At 54.7% G+C, this 22,926-nt stretch carries 15 protein-coding genes, 1 tRNA gene and 2 rRNA genes; 11 read left to right on the top strand and 7 right to left on the bottom strand.

The genetic code is table 11. From position 1 onward, the window contains the following. Positions 1-83: 83 nt before the first annotated feature. From mnmG to asnC, 3 genes are all read right to left on the bottom strand, one after another. Positions 84-1,973 carry a tRNA uridine-5-carboxymethylaminomethyl(34) synthesis enzyme MnmG gene (gene mnmG, locus ACQG11_RS09325; RefSeq protein WP_022649871.1) on the bottom strand — a complete coding sequence of 630 codons (1,890 nt, stop codon included), beginning with the start codon at positions 1,971-1,973 and terminating at the stop codon, positions 84-86. A 374-nt stretch (positions 1,974-2,347) separates the two neighbouring features. After that, positions 2,348-2,797: an FMN-binding protein MioC gene (gene mioC / locus ACQG11_RS09320; RefSeq protein ID WP_045349584.1), complete on the bottom strand. Its 450-nt coding sequence runs from the start codon at positions 2,795-2,797 to the stop codon at positions 2,348-2,350. A 90-nt stretch (positions 2,798-2,887) separates the two neighbouring features. Further along, entirely contained in the window at positions 2,888-3,346 is a 459-nt protein-coding gene (asnC, locus tag ACQG11_RS09315; protein ID WP_003862383.1) for a transcriptional regulator AsnC, read from the bottom strand. Positions 3,347-3,497: 151 nt separating this feature from the next. On the opposite strand from asnC, the gene asnA reads away from it, so the two are divergent. Next, a complete protein-coding gene (asnA, locus tag ACQG11_RS09310) occupies positions 3,498-4,490 on the top strand; it encodes an aspartate--ammonia ligase (RefSeq protein ID WP_003862385.1) in 993 nt (330 codons plus the stop codon). On the opposite strand, the gene viaA is transcribed toward asnA, so the two are convergent. Continuing rightward, positions 4,491-5,942 (bottom strand): ATPase RavA stimulator ViaA, encoded by a 1,452-nt coding sequence (viaA, locus tag ACQG11_RS09305; protein WP_022649870.1) that lies wholly within the window; start codon positions 5,940-5,942, stop codon positions 4,491-4,493. After that, positions 5,936-7,432: an ATPase RavA gene (gene ravA / locus ACQG11_RS09300; RefSeq protein WP_022649869.1), complete on the bottom strand. Its 1,497-nt coding sequence runs from the start codon at positions 7,430-7,432 to the stop codon at positions 5,936-5,938. Before ravA ends, viaA begins: the two co-directional genes overlap by 7 nt. A gap of 222 nt (positions 7,433-7,654) precedes the next feature. On the opposite strand from ravA, the gene kup reads away from it, so the two are divergent. The 7 genes from kup (at position 7,655) to rbsR (ending at position 15,575) form a co-directional block, all read left to right on the top strand. Next, positions 7,655-9,523 carry a low affinity potassium transporter Kup gene (kup, locus tag ACQG11_RS09295; RefSeq protein WP_006808744.1) on the top strand — a complete coding sequence of 623 codons (1,869 nt, stop codon included), beginning with the start codon at positions 7,655-7,657 and terminating at the stop codon, positions 9,521-9,523. Between the two features lie 197 nt (positions 9,524-9,720). Then, entirely contained in the window at positions 9,721-10,140 is a 420-nt protein-coding gene (gene rbsD, locus ACQG11_RS09290) for a D-ribose pyranase (RefSeq protein ID WP_003862392.1), read from the top strand. Between the two features lie 7 nt (positions 10,141-10,147). Continuing rightward, a complete protein-coding gene (gene rbsA, locus ACQG11_RS09285; protein WP_069597075.1) occupies positions 10,148-11,653 on the top strand; it encodes a ribose ABC transporter ATP-binding protein RbsA in 1,506 nt (501 codons plus the stop codon). A 4-nt stretch (positions 11,654-11,657) separates the two neighbouring features. Next, positions 11,658-12,623 carry a ribose ABC transporter permease gene (gene rbsC, locus ACQG11_RS09280; RefSeq protein ID WP_022649866.1) on the top strand — a complete coding sequence of 322 codons (966 nt, stop codon included), beginning with the start codon at positions 11,658-11,660 and terminating at the stop codon, positions 12,621-12,623. A gap of 27 nt (positions 12,624-12,650) precedes the next feature. Then, complete coding sequence (gene rbsB, locus ACQG11_RS09275; RefSeq protein WP_003862397.1) at positions 12,651-13,541, top strand: ribose ABC transporter substrate-binding protein RbsB; 891 nt, start codon at positions 12,651-12,653, stop codon at positions 13,539-13,541. 108 nt (positions 13,542-13,649) lie between these two features. Then, on the top strand, positions 13,650-14,579 hold the full coding sequence (rbsK, locus tag ACQG11_RS09270; RefSeq protein ID WP_047364872.1) for a ribokinase: 930 nt from the start codon (positions 13,650-13,652) through the stop codon (positions 14,577-14,579). A 3-nt stretch (positions 14,580-14,582) separates the two neighbouring features. Next, positions 14,583-15,575, top strand: coding sequence for a ribose operon transcriptional repressor RbsR (gene rbsR, locus ACQG11_RS09265; RefSeq protein ID WP_003862402.1), 993 nt, complete (start codon positions 14,583-14,585; stop codon positions 15,573-15,575). Here rbsR and mdtD read toward each other — a convergent pair. Beyond that, positions 15,541-16,974: a multidrug transporter subunit MdtD gene (gene mdtD / locus ACQG11_RS09260; RefSeq protein WP_426728323.1), complete on the bottom strand. Its 1,434-nt coding sequence runs from the start codon at positions 16,972-16,974 to the stop codon at positions 15,541-15,543. The genes rbsR and mdtD overlap by 35 nt on opposite strands. Beyond that, positions 16,971-17,678, bottom strand: a complete 708-nt coding sequence (locus ACQG11_RS09255; RefSeq protein WP_023298937.1) for a FadR/GntR family transcriptional regulator — start codon at positions 17,676-17,678, stop codon at positions 16,971-16,973. Before ACQG11_RS09255 ends, mdtD begins: the two co-directional genes overlap by 4 nt. A 450-nt stretch (positions 17,679-18,128) precedes the next feature. Here ACQG11_RS09255 and ACQG11_RS09250 point away from each other — a divergent pair. From ACQG11_RS09250 to ACQG11_RS09240, 3 genes are all read left to right on the top strand, one after another. Beyond that, positions 18,129-19,670, top strand: a 16S ribosomal RNA gene (locus ACQG11_RS09250). Between the two features lie 84 nt (positions 19,671-19,754). Beyond that, a tRNA-Glu gene (locus tag ACQG11_RS09245) sits at positions 19,755-19,830 on the top strand. A 182-nt stretch (positions 19,831-20,012) separates the two neighbouring features. Beyond that, positions 20,013-22,918: ribosomal RNA gene (locus tag ACQG11_RS09240) — 23S ribosomal RNA — on the top strand. Together the 16S and 23S rRNA genes with 1 tRNA gene alongside form the textbook arrangement of a ribosomal RNA operon. The last annotated feature ends 8 nt before the right edge of the window (positions 22,919-22,926 follow it).

Below are 22,926 nucleotides of genomic sequence, written 5' to 3'. Positions count from 1 at the left end.
TCGCCCGGTGGCACTGCCGCTTACCGGGCCTACGATTAAGTAGGGCGGGTAAGCGAAGCGCCACCCGCCAAAAACAATGTTAATTACGCGCTGCGGCGCAGCATACCCTGCTTTTTCAGCCACACCAGCAGAATCGAAATCGCGGCAGGTGTGACACCGGAGATACGTGAGGCCTGGCCAATCGACACAGGTTTGTGATCGTTCAGCTTAGCGATCACTTCGTTGGAAAGCCCCGTCACCTGACGATAGTCCAGCATTTCCGGCAGTAGCGTATTTTCGTTGCGCTGCTGTTTTTCGATCTCATCCTGCTGACGCGCGATGTAACCTTCGTATTTCACCTGGATCTCGACCTGTTCAGCCGCTTCAGCGTCTTCAAGGCCCGGTGCGAACGCCGTCAGTTTGACCAGATTCTCGTAGGTGACTTCAGGACGGCGCAGCAGATCTTCCCCACTGGCTTCGCGCGACAGCGGTGCTGTTAAGTGAGCATTCACTTCAGCAGCAGTTTCCGCCTGCGGATTCACCCAGGTGGTTTTCAGGCGCTGACGTTCCTGTTCAATGCGTTCCAGCTTCTCGTTGAAGCGCGCCCAGCGCTCGTCATCCACCAGACCCAATTCGCGGCCCACCTCGGTCAGACGCAGATCGGCATTGTCTTCGCGCAGCATCAGGCGATATTCCGCACGAGAAGTAAACATGCGGTACGGTTCTTTGGTCCCCAGCGTGCAGAGATCGTCGACCAGAACACCCAGGTAAGCCTGAGAACGCGCCGGTGCCCAGCCCTCTTTCTCGGCAGAGAAGCGAGCGGCATTCAGACCGGCCAGCAGCCCTTGTGCGGCAGCTTCTTCGTACCCGGTGGTGCCGTTAATCTGGCCTGCGAAGAACAGACCCTGGATGAATTTGCTTTCCAGCGTCGGCTTCAGGTCACGCGGATCGAAGAAATCGTACTCAATAGCGTAGCCAGGACGAACGATCTTCGCGTTTTCCATCCCCTGCATTGAACGCACAATCTGCATCTGCACGTCGAACGGCAGGCTGGTGGAGATGCCGTTCGGGTAAATTTCGTTCGAGGTCAGCCCTTCAGGTTCGAGGAAGATCTGATGCTGGTTACGATCGGCAAAGCGCATCACTTTATCTTCGATCGACGGGCAATAACGTGGGCCGATCCCTTCGATCACGCCGGCGTACATTGGGCTGCGATCGAGGTTGCTGCGGATCACGTCATGGGTTTTTTCATTGGTGTGCGTGATGTAGCACGGCACCTGCTGCGGATGTTGCGCCGCATTGCCCATGAACGAGAACACCGGCATCGGGTTATCACCGTGCTGCTGTGCCAGTACGCTGAAATCAATGGTACGCGCATCAATTCGCGGCGGCGTACCGGTTTTCAGGCGGCTTACGCGCAGCGGCAGCTCACGCAGACGACGAGACAGCGGAATCGACGGCGGATCGCCCGCACGGCCACCGCTGTAGTTGTCCAGACCAATATGGATTTTACCGTCCAGGAATGTCCCGACCGTCAGCACCACCGCTTTTGCGCGGAACTTGAGACCCATCTGGGTCACGGCGCCAACAACACGATCGTTTTCCACGATAAGATCTTCTACAGCCTGCTGGAAGATCATCAGGTTCGGTTGGTTTTCCAGCGCGGTGCGCACAGCCTGACGGTAAAGCACGCGGTCTGCCTGTGCACGGGTGGCGCGAACAGCCGGACCTTTACTCGCGTTTAGTATCCTAAACTGAATGCCCGCATGATCGATCGCTTTCGCCATCAGGCCGCCAAGTGCATCCACTTCTTTTACCAGGTGTCCTTTCCCAATGCCGCCAATCGCCGGATTACAGGACATTTGTCCCAGCGTGTCGATATTGTGTGTCAAAAGCAGGGTCTGCTGACCCATTCGCGCTGCGGCCATTGCGGCCTCAGTGCCTGCGTGACCCCCGCCAATGATGATGACGTCAAAAGGATCCTGATAAAACATGGTGGTCTGCCTCGCGTAAAGCGGTATGAAAATGGATTGAAGCCCGGGCCGTGGATTCTACTCAACTTTAGTCTTTCGAGAAAGCATTGGGATCCTGGGCTATTAAAAAGAAGATCTTTTTATTTAGAGATCTGTTCTATTGTGATCTCTTATTAGGATCGCAGACCTTTGTGGATAAGTCCGATCCCATAAATAAGATCATATAGTTAGGAAGGATCGTTTGCTGTGAATGATCGGTGATCCTGGACCGTATAAGCTGGGATCAGATCGCCACTTTATACACAGGTCAAAAACTAAACTAACGTTGTTCTTTGGATAACTACGGGTTAATACGAGCTTTTAACCAGAGTTATCCACATCTGATCGCACGATCTTTAATCGTTTTTGAGTAAAATTTTCCATTCCGCGAGCCAGATCTCGGCTGGATCTTCGGGAATATCATGATCGAGGATGTTGATCTTCAGCGTTTCACCCAGCTGTTTTGCTCCGCAGGCGGTCACCGCAGCTTCTACTTTCTCTATGGCGCCACAGAAAGTGTCATATTCACGGCTACCGATCCCTACAGCGCCAAACCGGACGTTTGACAGATCGGGCTGTTGTTCCAGCAGTTCGTCATATAAAGGTTGCAGGTTATCCGGCAGATCGCCCGCGCCGTGCGTGGAGGTGATCAGCAGCCAGACCCCGTCAGTCGGGAGATCTTCCAGCAGCGGTCCGTGCAGCGTTTGTGTAGAAAAGCCCGCGTCTTCCAGCTTCTCAGCCAGATGTTCCGCTACATATTCCGCACCGCCCAGGGTGCTGCCGCTGATAAGAGTAATGTCCGCCATTGATCGCTCGCTCAGATAAAGAGGCGGCCATTGTACGCTGTGAACGAGCTGGGATCTACCTGTGGAAAATGTGGGAATGAAATTGCCCGATCACGGGCGGATAGTACGCATGATCGGGTTTTGCAGGGAGATCAGGGTTTCGGTGGACTGAATTTCATCGATTGTTTGGATCTTGTTGATAAGTACCTGCTGGAGGGCGTCGATGGATCGGCACATGACCTTTATAAAGATGCTGTAGTGCCCGGTGGTGTAGTACGCCTCAGTGACTTCATCCAGCGCGTTCAGCTTCTCCAGCGCGGAGGGGTAATCTTTGGCGCTTTTCAGAATAATGCCAATGAAGCAGCAGACGTCGTAGCCGAGTTGCTTCGGGCTGACATCAATGCGTGCGCCGGTGATGATCCCGGCCTGCTTCATTTTCTCTACGCGAACGTGAATGGTCCCCGGGCTGACGCCAAATTGTTTCGCCAGTTCGGCATACGCGGTGCGTGCGTTGGCCATGAGCGCTTCCAGAATGCCGCGGTCCAGATTGTCGATCTGATAATTTTCCATAGGTTTTTCTTATGAAGATTAATGATTCCTTCTATTCTAGCGTCTTATTTTAACGAATCAAAAGTGAAGGTGGCTTTTTGTTGATGGGTTATTGAATTAAGCGCCTGTTCTGTTGCTTAATCAGTATCAACAGGACGCAGGAGTATAAATAATGAAAACCGCTTACATCGCAAAACAACGCCAGATCAGTTTCGTTAAATCCCATTTTTCTCGCCAGCTGGAAGAGAAGCTTGGCCTTATTGAAGTGCAGGCGCCGATTCTGAGCCGCGTGGGTGACGGGACGCAGGATAACTTGTCTGGTTGCGAAAAAGCGGTACAGGTAAAAGTGAAAACACTGCCAGACGCCCAGTTCGAAGTGGTTCACTCCCTGGCGAAGTGGAAGCGTCAAACCCTGGGACAACACGACTTCAGCGCGGGCGAAGGGCTTTACACGCATATGAAAGCCCTTCGCCCCGATGAAGACCGCCTGTCCCCCATTCACTCTGTCTACGTTGACCAGTGGGACTGGGAGCGCGTAATGGGTGACGGCGAGCGTCACGTCGGTACGCTGAAATCTACCGTTGAGGCGATCTACGCCGGGATCAAAGCGACCGAAGCGGCCGTGAGCAAAGAGTTTGGTCTGGCACCGTTCCTGCCGGAAACGATCCACTTTGTTCACAGTCAGGAGTTGCTGAGCCGTTTCCCGGATCTGGATGCCAAAGGCCGTGAACGCGCGATCGCCAAAGAGCTGGGCGCGGTATTCCTGATCGGCATTGGCGGGAAATTGTCTGATGGTAAACGTCACGACGTCCGTGCGCCGGATTACGATGACTGGAGCACCGTGGGCGAGAGCGAATATGCCGGTCTGAACGGCGATATTCTGGTCTGGAACCCGGTTCTGGAAGATGCGTTTGAACTCTCTTCGATGGGGATCCGCGTGGATGCTGAAGCACTGAAGCGTCAGCTGGCCGTGACCGGTGATGAAGATCGTCTGCAACTGGAATGGCACCAGGCGCTGCTGCGCGGTGAAATGCCGCAGACCATCGGCGGTGGTATTGGCCAGTCTCGTCTGACCATGCTGCTGTTGCAACTGTCCCATATCGGTCAGGTACAGTGTGGGGTCTGGCCGCAGCAGGTACGTGAGAGCGTCGGTTCTCTTCTTTAATTAACGTCGCCAGCGTCTGAGCAGGCGGCTACGCAACCCGGTATCAAAGCGCCAGATGTGATCGAAGATGCGCATGATGCCGGGTTTTCCATGTGCAGACATCGCCACGGCATGGAAACGGTGCTGGTGCACGCGCTGCATCTCCTTCACTTTATTCACGACGTCGTCCGGCAGCCGCTGGGCAATAAAATCGGAAATCACCACCGCATCCGCGTCGTACCAGTCTCCGCCCTGCATGCGCTCAATGATGCTGCGAAAACAGCTGGCCAGATCGGTGCCGCCGCGAAAGCGCTGGCTTAAAAAGCGGATCGCCTGCTCCAGCCCCTGTGGGCTGGTCAGTTCATACCCCACCACTTCGCTGGAAAATAACATGATGTAGCAGCGACGACGATCGGCGAGCGCCACGCGCATCAGAGCCAGGCAGAACGCTTTTGCACACTGCTCGTTAAATCCCCCCATCGATCCGGACGTATCTACGCAAACAATGAATGGACCGCGCGGTTGCTCATCAAAGTCCTGATGCACCACCGGGCGCTGGCTGATTTTTTCGCGCCAGGCTTCGCCATGCAACCGATAGGTAAGAAGCTGTTTTTCCACCAGCCGACGATAAAACTCATACTCCAGTTCGGTCATTCCCAGCGTGCTGAGTTCCGTAGGCAACAGGCGCAGGATATCATCGCTTTGCTGTAAGCCGTCCACCTGCTCCGGTACGGTGGAGGGCTCGCGTACCAGCGTACGGAAGGTTTCCATCGGCGCATCTTTCTTTGGAATTGACCTGGCCTCCCGGGAACGACCAAGCTGTTCTGCAAGCTTCATCAGCTCCGGCTGTTGTGCCAGAAAGTCGCCGTACTTCACGATCAACTGATAATCGCCACGTTTTAACTGACCGGCACTCATATCCCAGAGTCGACCGGCGGCGTTTTCATTCTCCACCAGCACCTGTTCTAGCTGGCCGCTTAACGTCATCCGCTCCTGAACTTCGCTTAACAGCTGTTCGCGCTCTTCGTCCAGCAACTGCTGGTTGAGAGAGGTGGCCTGAACGACAAGACTGAGCCGCCAGCGCTGTAAAAACAGCGTATGCAGGGCGGGAGTAAAGCTGGGGTTGTCCGTGACCAGCGCTCTGGCCTGGCTGGCAAACGGGGAGTGAACGTTATCTAGCAGCGTCAGGGTTTGCTGTAGCTGGGCAATAAACTGCGGCGTTGAAAGCCGCTGGCACTGCTGGTAACCAGCCACTTCCTCTGTCAGTTCCGGCGGGACTTCCGTCTCCTTAAACCGCTGGCGCAGGTTATCGCGCCAGCGGGGAAGATCGTCCGTCATTGCTTTTCTGAGCTTCGGAAATTTTTCAAAGAAGGCCGCCAGCTGCGGTGAAGCGAGCAGGGTAATGACGACCTCTTCGATCAACCCTTCCTCGCTAACCGCCAGCATGACGTTAAGCGTGTCCAGCGTTAGCATTGACGCGCCTGTTTAATCTGCGCGCTGACATCCTGCAAGCTGGCTTCAATGCGACCTAACCAGTCGCTATGGATAAAGAGGCATTTCTGCTGCTCGCTGAAGCGCGTGTGCTGCTGATGCCATTCGTTATCCAGCGCTTCGAGCTGCTGTTTGATCTCCTCCGGAAGACTGTCAGAGGCCGTGCCCGGCAGCGCCAGGCGCGATCCCTGAAGGCTGACGTCGCGGATCACAAGGTGCTGGCTGCTGTCGACTTCCATCGACAGCGGCTGTGCAAAGCCGATACCGTTGAGTTTACCGCGGATCTCGCCGCCCTTATCCAGCCACTGAACCAGCGCAACGCGTTCGATCGTCACGTGCACCACCTGCATATCATGAAGCTTTAGCGGCTGCTGAAGAAGAAGCGTGAGCGAGGCGTCAGTCAGCTCGGCTGGCAGTTCATAGTGCGGTTTACGGGCAAACATCCCGCCAAGACGGTTCACCTTCAGCGCGGTTTTGTCACTTTGCTGCTGCTGAAGCTGAAGACGACGTTGGGCAATCGCCCCCAGTTGATTAAGCATGGATTGCTGACCCCACGCGTGCCCGGTCATCAAAACGTCCAGCTGCTGCTGCATCAGATTCATCCCTTCTGCGTCGTGCCACAGACAGTCTTTCAGCAGGATCAGATCGATGGGGGCGACAGCATCGCGGCCGCTGAACAGGGCGCTTGCCTGAAGCAGACGAATGGCTTTTTTCCAGCGACGGTCGGAGACGTACGGCGCGGAGGGCAATAAATCAAGCTGCTGGCGCAGCATGAAGATCAGCTCAAAGACGGCATCGGGCAGCTTAATTTTGCCTATCTCTTCCTGCCACTGGTCATACTCTTCGTCCGTGACCTGTAATGATGGTGCCACCGGATTTTCGTTTTCGTCCTGCTGGCTTACCAGCATTGAGCGGAAGTTCGATTTGTCCTGGACTTTATCCAGCCACAGGCGGATCAGCATGCGGTCATACAGCGCTTCCAGGCTGCTGTCGGCTTCGGGAAGTTCGTTAGACGCGGCCACCAGCAACCGCATGGGGATCTTCTCTTCGCTCGCGCCGTTGCGGAAGCGGCGTTCGTTGATTGCCGTCAGCAGGGTATTCAGAATGGCCGGGCCGGCTTTCCAGATCTCATCAAGAAAGACGATTTCCGCTTCCGGGAGATAGCCCGCCGTCAGACGTTCATAGCGTCCCTCATCTTTTAACGCCTGAATGGAGAGCGGGCCGAAAACTTCTTCCGGCGTGGAGAAGCGCGTCATCAAATACTCGAATGCGCGAGCGTTCTGGAAAGCGAATTTGAGGCGGCGTGCGATCAGACTTTTGGCAATGCCCGGCGGACCCAGCAGAAACACGCTTTCCCCGCTCAGCGCCGCAAGTAAACAGAGGCGAATGGCGTGGCTACGCTCGTATAGGCCTTTCTCCAGCGCACTGCTGAGGCGGGAAATTCTTTCTGCTAATAAATGTGAGTGAGCCATAATAGTTTTGCATCCTTTCGCCGTCGTGGCGGCTAATTGAAGCGAGTATAGACGTTTCGGTCTGGCCTGGTAATAGGCTGAAGTGCGGCGCTATTTTCTTTGCGCTACATTAATGCGGCTGCATTTAGGGGTACGATTTTGCATTGAATCGTGCATACTGTGCGCTTTTTGTGGGCCAAGGGACTAAGCACACATTTGTTATTCAAACGAAAAGACTAGTCTATGAGCACTGATAATAAGCAATCATTACCCGCAGTAACGCTTGCAGCGATCGGGGTTGTCTACGGTGATATCGGCACCAGCCCGCTTTATACGCTTCGTGAATGTTTGTCCGGTCAGTTTGGTTTTGGTGTAGAGCGTGACGCCGTATTTGGTTTCCTCTCGCTCATCTTCTGGCTGCTGATCTTGGTGGTCTCCCTTAAGTATCTCTCTTTCGTTATGCGGGCTGATAACGCGGGCGAGGGCGGTATTCTGACCCTGATGTCCCTTGCTGGGCGCAATACGTCTGCAAGAATGACCTCCGTGCTGGTCATCATTGGCCTGATTGGCGGCAGCTTCTTCTATGGGGAAGTCGTGATTACGCCAGCGATTTCGGTGATGTCGGCCATAGAGGGGCTGGAGATTGTCGCGCCTCAGCTTGATACGTGGGTGGTGCCACTCGCTATTATCGTGCTGACGTTGCTGTTTGCTATACAAAAACACGGTACCGGGCTGGTGGGTAAGCTGTTCGCGCCTATTATGCTGGCCTGGTTCCTGATCCTGGCGGCGCTGGGCTTACGCAGTATTATCGCCAACCCGGATGTCCTGCATGCGCTGAACCCAATGTGGGCGGTGCATTTCTTCCTGGAATATAAAGTGGTGTCGTTTGTGGCGCTGGGCGCGGTAGTGCTTTCCATTACCGGTGTTGAAGCGCTGTATGCAGATATGGGCCACTTCGGGAAACTCCCAATTCGCGTCGCCTGGTTTAGCGTTGTTCTGCCTTCACTGGTGCTGAATTACTTCGGCCAGGGCGCGCTGCTGCTTGCCCATCCTGAAGCGATTAAAAACCCGTTCTTCCTGCTGGCGCCGGACTGGGCGCTGGTTCCGATGCTGATCCTGGCGACGCTGGCGACGGTCATTGCCTCTCAGGCTGTTATTTCCGGCGTATTCTCCCTGACGCGTCAGGCCGTGCGTCTGGGGTATCTCTCGCCGATGCGCATTATCCATACCTCTGAGATGGAGTCAGGTCAGATCTACATTCCGTTCGTCAACTGGCTGCTCTATTTCGCGGTGGTGATTGTTATCGTCAGCTTCGAGCACTCCAGTAATCTGGCGGCGGCGTACGGTATCGCGGTAACCGGAACGATGGTGTTGACCTCTATTCTCTCCACCACCGTGGCGTACCGTAACTGGCACTGGAATAAGTTCCTGGTGGGGCTGATCCTGGTTGGCTTCCTCTGTATCGACGTACCGCTGTTCTCTGCGAACCTCGATAAGATTGTCTCCGGTGGCTGGCTGCCGCTGACGCTGGGTCTGGTGATGTTCATCGTGATGACGACGTGGAAGAGCGAACGTTTCCGCCTGCTGCGTCGTATGCATGAGCACGGTAATTCTCTGGAGGCGATGATAGCCTCGCTGGAGAAATCCCCGCCGGTGCGTGTGCCGGGTACGGCGGTGTATATGTCTCGTGCGCTGAACGTGATCCCGTTTGCGCTGATGCATAACCTTAAGCACAACAAAGTGCTGCACGAGCGCGTGATCCTGCTGACGCTGCGTACCGAAGATGCGCCGTATGTTCACAACGTGCGACGCGTACAGATTGAGCAGCTGTCGCCAACCTTCTGGCGCGTGGTGGCAAGCTACGGCTGGCGCGAAACGCCGAACGTGGAAGAGGTATTCCACCGCTGCGGTCTGGAAGGGTTGAGTTGCCGCATGATGGAGACATCGTTCTTTATGTCCCACGAGTCGCTGATCATCGGCAAGCGCCCTTGGTATCTGCGCCTGCGCGGCAAGCTGTATCTCATCCTGCAACGTAACGCCCTGCGTGCGCCTGACCAGTTTGAGATCCCGCCCAATCGCGTGATTGAGCTGGGGACGCAGGTCGAGATTTAAGTCCTTTTAAAAAATGCCGGGTGGCGCTGCGCTTACCCGGCCTACCAGATCCTCAACATACCCGCCAAAATCACCTCAATATTTCACTTAGCGAAACGTTTCGACGCCGATCACAAATCCGTTACGTCATGATGGTTTTCTGAACACTTCTGCGGCTACACTGTTTTTAGCGAAACGTTTCGCTAGTGGAGCAAAAAATGAAGAAAGGCACAGTACTCAACTCAGAAATATCATCGGTAATTTCCCGTCTTGGGCATACCGATACGCTGGTGGTTTGCGATGCAGGCTTACCGGTTCCGCGCAGCACAACCCGTATCGATATGGCGTTAACGCAGGGCGTACCCTCGTTCATGCAGGTACTGGAAGTCGTGACGGCGGAGATGCAGGTTGAGGCGGCCATTCTCGCGGCGGAAATCAAACAACATAATCCGCAACTCCACGAAACGTTGCTCAGCCACATTGAGCAACTGCAACAGCACCAGGGAAACACCATAGAAATTCGTTACACAACTCACGAGCAGTTCAAACAACAAACCGCAGACAGTCAGGCGGTGATTCGCAGCGGGGAGTGTTCCCCGTATGCGAATATCATTCTCTGTGCTGGCGTCACCTTCTGAGGCCATCATGGACGCATTACTGCAACTCAAAGGGATCGATAAGTCGTTCCCGGGCGTTAAAGCCCTCTCTGGCGCGGCGCTGAACGTCTATTCCGGGCGCGTAATGGCGCTGGTGGGCGAAAACGGCGCGGGCAAATCCACCATGATGAAAGTGCTGACCGGGATCTATCAACGCGATGCCGGTTCGCTGCTGTGGCTGGGTAAAGAGACCACCTTCAACGGCCCGAAATCCTCTCAGGAAGCGGGCATTGGCATCATCCACCAGGAGCTGAACCTGATCCCGCAGCTCACCATTGCGGAGAACATCTTCCTCGGCCGTGAGTTCGTGAACCGGTTTGGCAAAATCGACTGGAAAACCATGTATGCCAAAGCGGACAAACTGCTGGCGAAGCTGAATCTGCGCTTTAAGAGCGACCGACTGGTGGGCGACCTTTCCATCGGCGATCAGCAGATGGTGGAGATCGCGAAGGTGCTGAGCTTCGAGTCGAAGGTCATCATTATGGATGAACCGACCGACGCCCTGACCGATACCGAAACCGAATCCCTGTTCCGCGTGATCCGTGAGTTGAAATCCCAGGGGCGCGGCATTGTCTATATCTCTCACCGCATGAAAGAAATTTTCGAGATCTGCGACGACGTCACCGTCTTCCGCGACGGGCAGTTCATTGCCGAGCGTGAAGTGGCCACGCTGACCGAAGATTCGCTGATTGAAATGATGGTGGGACGTAAGCTCGAAGACCAGTATCCGCGTCTGGACAAAGCGCCAGGAGAGATCCGCCTGAAGGTGGATAACCTCTGCGGGCCGGGCGTGGATGACGTCTCCTTTACCCTGCGCAAGGGCGAGATCCTTGGCGTCGCGGGCCTGATGGGCGCGGGACGTACCGAACTGATGAAAGTGCTCTATGGCGCACTGCCGCGCACCAGCGGCTACGTTACCCTTGACGGCCATGAGGTAGTGACCCGCTCGCCGCAGGATGGCCTGGCGAACGGCATTGTCTATATCTCCGAAGACCGTAAGCGTGACGGCTTAGTGCTGGGCATGTCGGTAAAAGAGAACATGTCCCTGACCGCGCTACGCTATTTCAGCCGCAGCGGCGGCAGCCTGAAACACAAAGATGAGCAGCAGGCGGTCAGCGATTTTATCCGTCTCTTTAACGTTAAAACCCCATCGATGGAGCAGGCGATTGGCCTGTTGTCCGGCGGTAATCAGCAGAAAGTGGCGATTGCCCGCGGGTTGATGACGCGCCCGAAAGTACTGATCCTCGATGAGCCAACTCGCGGCGTTGACGTGGGCGCGAAAAAAGAGATCTATCAGCTGATTAACCAATTCAAGGCCGACGGTCTGAGCATCATTCTGGTCTCTTCCGAGATGCCAGAAGTATTAGGCATGAGCGATCGCATTATCGTCATGCATGAAGGGCATCTCGGCGGTGAATTCACTCGCGAGCAGGCCACCCAGGAAGTTCTGATGGCTGCCGCTGTGGGCAAGCTTAATCGCGTGAATCAGGAGTAAGAAGATGACTACCCAGGCTGTTTCTGGTCGCCGCTATTTCACAAAGGCATGGCTGATGGAACAAAAATCGCTGATTGCCCTGCTGGTGCTGATCGCGATTGTCTCGACCATGAGCCCGAACTTTTTTACCGTCAATAACCTGTTCAACATTCTTCAGCAGACCTCCGTCAACGCCATTATGGCGGTGGGGATGACGCTGGTGATTTTGACCTCGGGTATCGATCTGTCCGTCGGTTCCCTGCTGGCGCTCACCGGTGCGATTGCCGCGTCGATTGTCGGTATTGAGGTCAACGCGCTGGTGGCCGTTGCTGCTGCGCTGGCGGCAGGTGCGGCAATTGGCGCGGTAACCGGCGTGATTGTGGCAAAAGGCCGCGTACAGGCGTTTATTGCCACGCTGGTGATGATGCTGCTGCTGCGCGGCGTCACCATGGTGTACACCAACGGTAGCCCGGTGAATACCGGCTTTACCGAAAACGCCGATCTGTTTGGCTGGTTTGGTATCGGACGCCCGCTGGGTATTCCGACGCCAGTCTGGATCATGGCTATCGTCTTCCTGGCGGCGTGGTACATGCTGCATCATACCCGTCTGGGTCGTTATATTTATGCGCTGGGCGGTAACGAATCGGCAACGCGTCTGTCCGGTATTAGCGTCAACAAAGTTAAAATTATCGTTTACTCCCTGTGCGGTCTGCTGGCATCTCTGGCGGGCATCATCGAAGTGGCGCGCCTCTCTTCCGCGCAGCCAACGGCGGGTACGGGCTATGAGCTGGATGCCATCGCGGCAGTGGTTCTGGGTGGTACGAGCCTTGCGGGCGGTAAAGGTCGCATTGTTGGGACATTGATCGGCGCACTGATCCTCGGTTTCCTGAATAATGGCTTGAATTTGTTAGGTGTTTCCTCCTATTACCAGATGATCGTTAAGGCAGTGGTGATTTTGCTGGCGGTACTGGTAGACAACAAAAAACAGTAACTGACGACACTACAGGACATCTTAGATATGAACATGAAAAAACTGGCTACCCTGGTTTCTGCTGTCGCGCTGAGCGCAACCGTAAGTGCTAACGCCATGGCGAAGGACACCATCGCGCTGGTTGTCTCTACCCTGAACAACCCGTTCTTCGTCTCCCTGAAGGATGGCGCGCAGAAAGAAGCAGACAAACTGGGTTACAACCTGGTGGTACTGGATTCTCAGAACAACCCGGCGAAAGAGCTGGCTAACGTTCAGGACTTAACCGTTCGTGGTACCAAAATCCTGCTGATCAACCCAACCGATTCCGACGCGGTCGGTAACGCCGTGAAGATGGCAAACCAGGCGAAGATCCCGGTAATCACCCTGGACCGTCAGGCGACCAAAGGCGACGTTGTTAGCCATATTGCGTCTGATAACGTACTGGGCGGTAAAATCGCCGGTGACTACATCGCGAAGAAAGCTGGTGAAGGCGCGAAAGTGATCGAGTTGCAGGGTATCGCCGGGACTTCCGCGGCCCGTGAACGTGGTGAAGGTTTCCAGCAGGCTGTAGCGGCGCACAAATTTAACGTGCTGGCGAGCCAGCCGGCAGACTTCGACCGTACAAAGGGTCTGAACGTCATGCAGAACCTGCTGACCGCGCATCCTGATGTGCAGGCGGTATTCGCACAGAACGACGAAATGGCGCTCGGTGCGCTGCGTGCGCTCCAGACTGCGGGTAAATCAGATGTGATGGTTGTCGGATTTGACGGCACGCCGGATGGTGAAAAAGCAGTAAATGATGGCAAACTGGCTGCGACCATCGCTCAGCTGCCTGAGCAGATTGGCGCGACTGGCGTGCAAACTGCCGATAAAGTGCTGAAGGGCGAAAAAGTTCAGGCCAAATATCCTGTTGACCTGAAACTGGTCATTAAGCAGTAAAGGCGATTCAGGCAGTCGCTGGCTGCCTGAGGGACACCAAATAAAAGAAAAGTGTGGCATACGCCACCGGGTAATACCGGTGGCGCTCTCAGATGGACACCTCAATACATGAAAACCGCAGGCAACCTCGTCGTCCTTGGCAGTATCAATGCCGATCACATTCTTAACCTTGAAATGTTCCCCACTCCGGGCGAAACCGTCACTGGCAATCAGTATCAGGTGGCGTTCGGCGGTAAGGGCGCAAACCAGGCGGTTGCCGCCGGACGCAGCGGGGCGAATATCGCGTTTATCGCCTGTACGGGTGATGACGATACCGGCGAGCGCGTACGCAAACAGCTGGCAAGCGACAACATCGACATTGCACCCGTCAGCGTGGTTGCAGGGGAATCTACCGGCGTGGCGCTGATTTTCGTCAATGCGGAAGGTGAGAATGTCATCGGGATTCATGCAGGGGCTAATGCCGCGTTAACGACTGAATGCGTCGAAGCGCAGCGTGGAATCATTGCCGGAGCGGAAGCCCTGCTGATGCAGCTGGAGTCACCGGTTGAAAGCGTGCTGGCCGCCGCGAAAATTGCGCATGAAAATCATACGTCTGTCGTACTTAACCCTGCGCCTGCCCGTGTATTATCAGACGAGCTGCTGGCGCTGGTGGATATCATCACCCCGAACGAAACCGAAGCGGAAAAGCTGACGGGTATCCGTGTCGAAAATGATGACGATGCAGCGCGTGCCGCGCTTGCACTGCATGAAAAAGGCATCGGCACCGTTATCATCACCCTCGGCAGCCGTGGGGTGTGGGCTAGCGTCAATGGCGAAGGCCGTCGCGTACCGGGCTTTAAGGTCAAAGCCATTGATACCATCGCCGCAGGAGACACCTTCAACGGTGCACTGGTAACGGCGCTGCTGGAGGGAAAAGCAATGGATGACGCGATCCGCTTCGCGCATGCCGCCGCTGCGATTGCGGTGACGCGTAAAGGCGCTCAGCCTTCTGTTCCATGGCGTAAAGAGATTGATGAATTCTTAAGTCAGCAGGGGTAACGCTTGGCCACAATGAAAGATGTCGCCCGTATGGCGGGCGTTTCTACCTCGACTGTCTCCCACGTAATCAATAACGATCGCTTCGTCAGCGAGGCGATTCGGGAGAAAGTTGACGCTGCAATTAAAGAACTCAACTATGCGCCGTCTGCGCTGGCCCGCAGCCTGAAGCTCAACCAGACGCGCACCATCGGCATGCTGATCACCGCCAGTACCAACCCTTTTTATTCTGAACTGGTGCGCGGCGTGGAGCGTAGCTGCTTCGAGCGCGGCTACAGCCTGGTGCTGTGCAATACCGAAGGCGATGAGCAGCGCATGAACCGTAACCTGGAAACGCTGATGCAAAAACGCGTCGACGGGCTGCTGCTGCTCTGTACCGAAACGCATCAACCCTCGAAAGAGATCATCCAGCGCTACCCTTCTATTCCCACGGTGATGATGGACTGGGCGCCGTTCGACGGCACCAGCGATCTGATTCAGGATAACTCGCTGCTGGGCGGCGATATGGCGACTCAGCATCTGATCGATAAAGGTCATACCCGCATTGCCTGTATTACCGGCCCGCTGGATAAAACCCCGGCGCGCTTGCGTCTGGAAGGCTATCTTTCGGCCATGGAACGGGCGGGGCTTGCCATTCCTGATGGCTATCGCATCACCGGCGATTTCGAATTTAACGGTGGATTTGAAGCAATGCAGAAACTGCTGGCGCAAGAGCCGCGCCCGCAGGCGGTGTTTATCGGTAACGATGCGATGGCATTCGGAGCTTATCAGGCGCTGTATCAGGCGGGATTGCGTGTTCCGGACGACATGGCGATCGTCGGTTATGATGATATCGAACTGGCGCGCTACATGACGCCGCCGCTGACCACCATTCATCAGCCGAAGGATGAACTGGGTGAGCTGGCCATCGACGTGTTGATCCACCGCATGGCTCAGCCCACGCTGCAACAGCAACGTTTGCAGCTTACTCCTGTTCTGATGGAACGCGGTTCGGTTTAGCCTTATCTTTATGACGCTCTTTAATCAGGTTCCGGCCGTCTTTTGGTTTTAACAACATAAAGACCACCGCCGATACCACGGTAAGCGCGCCCATAGTGATAAAGGTATAGTGGAACTGCTCAACGGTATTAGTTCCCTCGAACCCTTCATAAAACCGCAGTACCGCCGCGCTCACGGCAACCCCGAGGCTGATCGACAGCTGTTGAGTGACCGCCAGTACGCTGTTGCCGCTGCTGGCATTCTCGTCGGTGAGGTCCCCAAGGGTGATGGTGTTCATCGACGTAAACTGCGTCGACATGGCCATACCCAGCACAAACAGCGGCAGGATCAGCATCCAGATGGGTAACGCCGCAGATTGCAGGGAGAACTGCGCAATCATCAATCCAATAAAGATCGTCACGCCAACCAGCGTCTTACGATAGCCAAACCAGCGCAGCACCTGCGTGACCGTCGATTTTGCCAGAATTGAGCCCATCGCTGTGGGGGCCATCATGCAGCCAGCAATCAGGGCCGGATAGCCGAAACCGACCTGGAGCATCAGCGGCATCAGGAACGGTACGCAGCCCGTGCCCAGACGCGAGGCAATATTGCCCGCGATCCCGACGGAAAACGTTCGGGTGTTAAACAGAGATAAAGAGATAAGCGGTGTCGGATGGCGACGCGCATGACGGATATATAGAAGGAACAGCAGAATACCGCTAAGAATGATGGCCAGCGCCAGCCACGTCGCTACGATTTTCTCGCCAAACAGCTCCATCCCGCTGGAGAACAGGACCAGGCTCAGGCCAAACAGGAAGAAGCCGCCCATATCGAAGCTGCGTCGTGGTGTGGTGAAGTTCGGCATATATTTGCGGGCATAGATTAGCCCTGCCACACCAATCGGAATATTAATCAGGAAGATCCAGTGCCAGCTTGCCCAGGTCACCAGTACGCCGCCGAGAACCGGGCCAAGTATCGGGCCGACCAGCCCCGGCATTGTCACAAAGTTGAGCACCGGGAGCAGTTCGCTGCGCGGATAGGCGCGCAATAACGCCAGACGCGCGACGGGCATCATCATCGCGCCGCCTATCCCCTGTAGAACGCGGAAGATAACCAGTTCCGTCAGAGAGGTAGAGAGGGCGCAAGCCAGAGAACCGAGGGTGAACAGCGTCACCGCCAGCATAAACACTTTGCGCGTACCGAAACGATCGGCCAGCCAGCCGCTGACCGGAATGAGCATCGCCACCGTCAGGGTATAACTGATGATGGCGGATTGCATCGCCAGTGGGGAGCGGTTAAGGCTTTGGGCTATTGCGGGAAGGGCGGTATTGAGGATAGTGGCATCCAGTGCCTGCATAAAGAACGCCATGGCTGCAATCCACGGCAATCCGGCCATACTGCGTGCTTTTTTCTCTGTCATTTATTTACCTGCTGGTGGGTTGGCGCGGCCAGCAACGCCTGGCACGCACTCAGGGCTCGCTGCCCGTCGCTTTCCTGAATGGCATCGACTATCGCCTGATGCAGATCCAGCTTCACCACCTCATCCTGTGTGATAGAGGCAAAGTAAGTGTGGTACACAGAATGGAATAAAGAAGCAAAGGAGGTCAGGAAAGGATTTCCGCTCATATTATAGATATGTTCATGCCAGGCCATATCGACCTCTATCCAGCGCTCGCGGTTAAAGTGCTTTTTCAGATCCACCATCTCTTCCATAAAAGTATTGAGCTGCGCTTTTTGTTCTGCTGTGCCGAGCGTGGCGGCAAGCAGACAGGCCTGAGGCTCAAGACTGCTGCGCATGACCAGAAAGTGATCGACGACCTGATTAAAGTTATCTTCGGTCATCCACCAGGTGAGTAACTCCTGATCGAGAAAGTTCCAGTTCCCCTGAGGCATAACGCGGGTGCCAATGCGCGGGCGTGGAAGCACCATCCCTTTCGCCGTTAATGTTTTTACCGCTTCGCGAACGGCGGTACGGCTTACACCAAACTGATCCCCCAGCTCCATCTCGCTGGGCAAGATGCTACCTGGGGCATATTTACCCGCTAAGATCAGCTGAGCCAGCTTTTCTGCCAGCACATAGGACAGGTTTTTTTGAGCTGCCAGCTGTTGTGCGCTTAATGGCATCGCTTTTATTCCTTAAATATTGATGCGGCTAATTATGCCATCTCAGGTGTGATTGTGGTTGCAGATACATCAATTAGAACAATTTGTAGCTTGATCTCATCGCTTTTGGTGAAAAAAAACACGGTCAGAAACTTTTTTTAAATTACCTCTTGTCACTTCAGAAGAACTCCCTATAATGCGCCTCCACTGACACGGAACAACGGCACACACGCCGCCGGGTCAGCAGAGAAAAGCAAAATAAACGCTTGACTCTGAAGCGGGAAAGCGTAATATGCACACCCCGCGCCGCAGCGAAAACGTAGCGGCACTGCTCTTTAACAATTTATCAGACAATCTGTGTGGGCACTCAAAGTGACATGGATTCTTAACGTCCTCGGACGAAAAATGAATACCAAGTCTCTGAGTGAACACGTAATTCATTACGAAGTTTAATTCACGAGCATCAAACTTAAATTGAAGAGTTTGATCATGGCTCAGATTGAACGCTGGCGGCAGGCCTAACACATGCAAGTCGAACGGTAACAGGAAGCAGCTTGCTGCTTTGCTGACGAGTGGCGGACGGGTGAGTAATGTCTGGGAAACTGCCTGATGGAGGGGGATAACTACTGGAAACGGTAGCTAATACCGCATAACGTCGCAAGACCAAAGAGGGGGACCTTCGGGCCTCTTGCCATCGGATGTGCCCAGATGGGATTAGCTAGTAGGTGGGGTAACGGCTCACCTAGGCGACGATCCCTAGCTGGTCTGAGAGGATGACCAGCCACACTGGAACTGAGACACGGTCCAGACTCCTACGGGAGGCAGCAGTGGGGAATATTGCACAATGGGCGCAAGCCTGATGCAGCCATGCCGCGTGTATGAAGAAGGCCTTCGGGTTGTAAAGTACTTTCAGCGGGGAGGAAGGCGACAGGGTTAATAACCCTGTCGATTGACGTTACCCGCAGAAGAAGCACCGGCTAACTCCGTGCCAGCAGCCGCGGTAATACGGAGGGTGCAAGCGTTAATCGGAATTACTGGGCGTAAAGCGCACGCAGGCGGTCTGTCAAGTCGGATGTGAAATCCCCGGGCTCAACCTGGGAACTGCATTCGAAACTGGCAGGCTAGAGTCTTGTAGAGGGGGGTAGAATTCCAGGTGTAGCGGTGAAATGCGTAGAGATCTGGAGGAATACCGGTGGCGAAGGCGGCCCCCTGGACAAAGACTGACGCTCAGGTGCGAAAGCGTGGGGAGCAAACAGGATTAGATACCCTGGTAGTCCACGCCGTAAACGATGTCGACTTGGAGGTTGTGCCCTTGAGGCGTGGCTTCCGGAGCTAACGCGTTAAGTCGACCGCCTGGGGAGTACGGCCGCAAGGTTAAAACTCAAATGAATTGACGGGGGCCCGCACAAGCGGTGGAGCATGTGGTTTAATTCGATGCAACGCGAAGAACCTTACCTACTCTTGACATCCAGAGAACTTAGCAGAGATGCTTTGGTGCCTTCGGGAACTCTGAGACAGGTGCTGCATGGCTGTCGTCAGCTCGTGTTGTGAAATGTTGGGTTAAGTCCCGCAACGAGCGCAACCCTTATCCTTTGTTGCCAGCGGTTAGGCCGGGAACTCAAAGGAGACTGCCAGTGATAAACTGGAGGAAGGTGGGGATGACGTCAAGTCATCATGGCCCTTACGAGTAGGGCTACACACGTGCTACAATGGCGCATACAAAGAGAAGCGACCTCGCGAGAGCAAGCGGACCTCATAAAGTGCGTCGTAGTCCGGATTGGAGTCTGCAACTCGACTCCATGAAGTCGGAATCGCTAGTAATCGTGGATCAGAATGCCACGGTGAATACGTTCCCGGGCCTTGTACACACCGCCCGTCACACCATGGGAGTGGGTTGCAAAAGAAGTAGGTAGCTTAACCTTCGGGAGGGCGCTTACCACTTTGTGATTCATGACTGGGGTGAAGTCGTAACAAGGTAACCGTAGGGGAACCTGCGGTTGGATCACCTCCTTACCTTAAAGAACCTGCCTTTGCAGTGCTCACACAGATTGTCTGATGAAAAGTAAATAGCAAGGCGTCTTGCGATTGAGACTGTACGTCCCCTTCGTCTAGAGGCCCAGGACACCGCCCTTTCACGGCGGTAACAGGGGTTCGAATCCCCTAGGGGACGCCACTTGCTGGTTCGTGAGTGAAAGTCACCTGCCGTCATATCTCAAAACTGACTTGCGAGTCATGTTTGAGATATTTGCTCTTTAAAAATCTGGATCAAGCTGAAAATTGAAACGACACACAGCTCATGTGTGTTCGAGTCTCTCAAATTTTCGCAATCAGAAGTGAAACATCTTCGGGTTGTGAGGTTAAGCGACTAAGCGTACACGGTGGATGCCCTGGCAGTCAGAGGCGATGAAGGACGTGCTAATCTGCGAAAAGCGCCGGCGAGGTGATATGAACCTTTGACCCGGCGATGTCCGAATGGGGAAACCCAGTGCAATCCGTTGCACTATCGTTAACTGAATACATAGGTTAACGAGGCGAACCGGGGGAACTGAAACATCTAAGTACCCCGAGGAAAAGAAATCAACCGAGATTCCCCCAGTAGCGGCGAGCGAACGGGGAGCAGCCCGGAGTCTGAATCAGCTTGTGTGTTAGTGGAACGGTCTGGAAAGTCCGACGGTACAGGGTGATAGTCCCGTACACGAAAGCACACATGCTGTGAACTCGAAGAGTAGGGCGGGACACGTGGTATCCTGTCTGAATATGGGGGGACCATCCTCCAAGGCTAAATACTCCTGACTGACCGATAGTGAACCAGTACCGTGAGGGAAAGGCGAAAAGAACCCCGGCGAGGGGAGTGAAAAAGAACCTGAAACCGTGTACGTACAAGCAGTGGGAGCCTCTTTATGGGGTGACTGCGTACCTTTTGTATAATGGGTCAGCGACTTATATTCTGTAGCAAGGTTAACCGTATAGGGGAGCCGAAGGGAAACCGAGTCTTAACTGGGCGTTAAGTTGCAGGGTATAGACCCGAAACCCGGTGATCTAGCCATGGGCAGGTTGAAGGTTGGGTAACACTAACTGGAGGACCGAACCGACTAATGTTGAAAAATTAGCGGATGACCTGTGGCTGGGGGTGAAAGGCCAATCAAACCGGGAGATAGCTGGTTCTCCCCGAAAGCTATTTAGGTAGCGCCTCGTGAACTCATCTTCGGGGGTAGAGCACTGTTTCGGCTAGGGGGCCATCCCGGCTTACCAACCCGATGCAAACTACGAATACCGAAGAATGTTATCACGGGAGACACACGGCGGGTGCTAACGTCCGTCGTGAAGAGGGAAACAACCCAGACCGCCAGCTAAGGTCCCAAAGTCATGGTTAAGTGGGAAACGATGTGGGAAGGCACAGACAGCCAGGATGTTGGCTTAGAAGCAGCCATCATTTAAAGAAAGCGTAATAGCTCACTGGTCGAGTCGGCCTGCGCGGAAGATGTAACGGGGCTAAACCATGCACCGAAGCTGCGGCAGCGACGCTTAGGCGTTGTTGGGTAGGGGAGCGTTCTGTAAGCCGTTGAAGGTGTCCTGTGAGGGGTGCTGGAGGTATCAGAAGTGCGAATGCTGACATAAGTAACGATAAAGCGGGTGAAAAGCCCGCTCGCCGGAAGACCAAGGGTTCCTGTCCAACGTTAATCGGGGCAGGGTGAGTCGACCCCTAAGGCGAGGCCGAAAGGCGTAGTCGATGGGAAACAGGTTAATATTCCTGTACTTGGTGTTACTGCGAAGGGGGGACGGAGAAGGCTATGTCAGCCGGGCGACGGTTGTCCCGGTTTAAGCATGTAGGCGGAGGTTCCAGGTAAATCCGGTACCTTGTTAACGCTGAGGTGTGATGACGAGGCACTACGGTGCTGAAGTGATAAATGCCCTGCTTCCAGGAAAAGCCTCTAAGCATCAGGTAACACGAAATCGTACCCCAAACCGACACAGGTGGTCAGGTAGAGAATACCAAGGCGCTTGAGAGAACTCGGGTGAAGGAACTAGGCAAAATGGTGCCGTAACTTCGGGAGAAGGCACGCTGATATGTAGGTGAAGCCCCTGCGGGCGGAGCTGAAATCAGTCGAAGATACCAGCTGGCTGCAACTGTTTATTAAAAACACAGCACTGTGCAAACACGAAAGTGGACGTATACGGTGTGACGCCTGCCCGGTGCCGGAAGGTTAATTGATGGGGTTAGCGGCAACGCGAAGCTCTTGATCGAAGCCCCGGTAAACGGCGGCCGTAACTATAACGGTCCTAAGGTAGCGAAATTCCTTGTCGGGTAAGTTCCGACCTGCACGAATGGCGTAATGATGGCCAGGCTGTCTCCACCCGAGACTCAGTGAAATTGAACTCGCTGTGAAGATGCAGTGTACCCGCGGCAAGACGGAAAGACCCCGTGAACCTTTACTATAGCTTGACACTGAACACTGGTCCTTGATGTGTAGGATAGGTGGGAGGCTTTGAAGCGTGGACGCCAGTCTGCGTGGAGCCAACCTTGAAATACCACCCTTTAATGGCTGGTGTTCTAACGTAGACCCGTAATCCGGGTTGCGGACAGTGTCTGGTGGGTAGTTTGACTGGGGCGGTCTCCTCCCAAAGAGTAACGGAGGAGCACGAAGGTTGGCTAATCCTGGTCGGACATCAGGAGGTTAGTGCAATGGCATAAGCCAGCTTGACTGCGAGCGTGACGGCGCGAGCAGGTGCGAAAGCAGGTCATAGTGATCCGGTGGTTCTGAATGGAAGGGCCATCGCTCAACGGATAAAAGGTACTCCGGGGATAACAGGCTGATACCGCCCAAGAGTTCATATCGACGGCGGTGTTTGGCACCTCGATGTCGGCTCATCACATCCTGGGGCTGAAGTAGGTCCCAAGGGTATGGCTGTTCGCCATTTAAAGTGGTACGCGAGCTGGGTTTAGAACGTCGTGAGACAGTTCGGTCCCTATCTGCCGTGGGCGCTGGAGAATTGAGGGGGGCTGCTCCTAGTACGAGAGGACCGGAGTGGACGCATCACTGGTGTTCGGGTTGTCATGCCAATGGCACTGCCCGGTAGCTAAATGCGGAAGAGATAAGTGCTGAAAGCATCTAAGCACGAAACTTGCCCCGAGATGAGTTCTCCCTGAGACTTTAAGTCTCCTGAAGGAACGTTGAAGACTACGACGTTGATAGGTCGGGTGTGTAAGCGCAGCGATGCGTTGAGCTAACCGATACTAATGAACCGTGAGGCTTAACCTTACAACGCC

It is taken from the genome of Enterobacter cloacae complex sp. 372C4 (assembly GCF_050030615.1).
Taxonomy (GTDB): Bacteria; Pseudomonadota; Gammaproteobacteria; order Enterobacterales; family Enterobacteriaceae; genus Enterobacter; species Enterobacter intestinihominis.
Note: the sequence above shows the minus strand (reverse complement) of the source record. Positions and strands in the feature narration are given on the sequence as shown.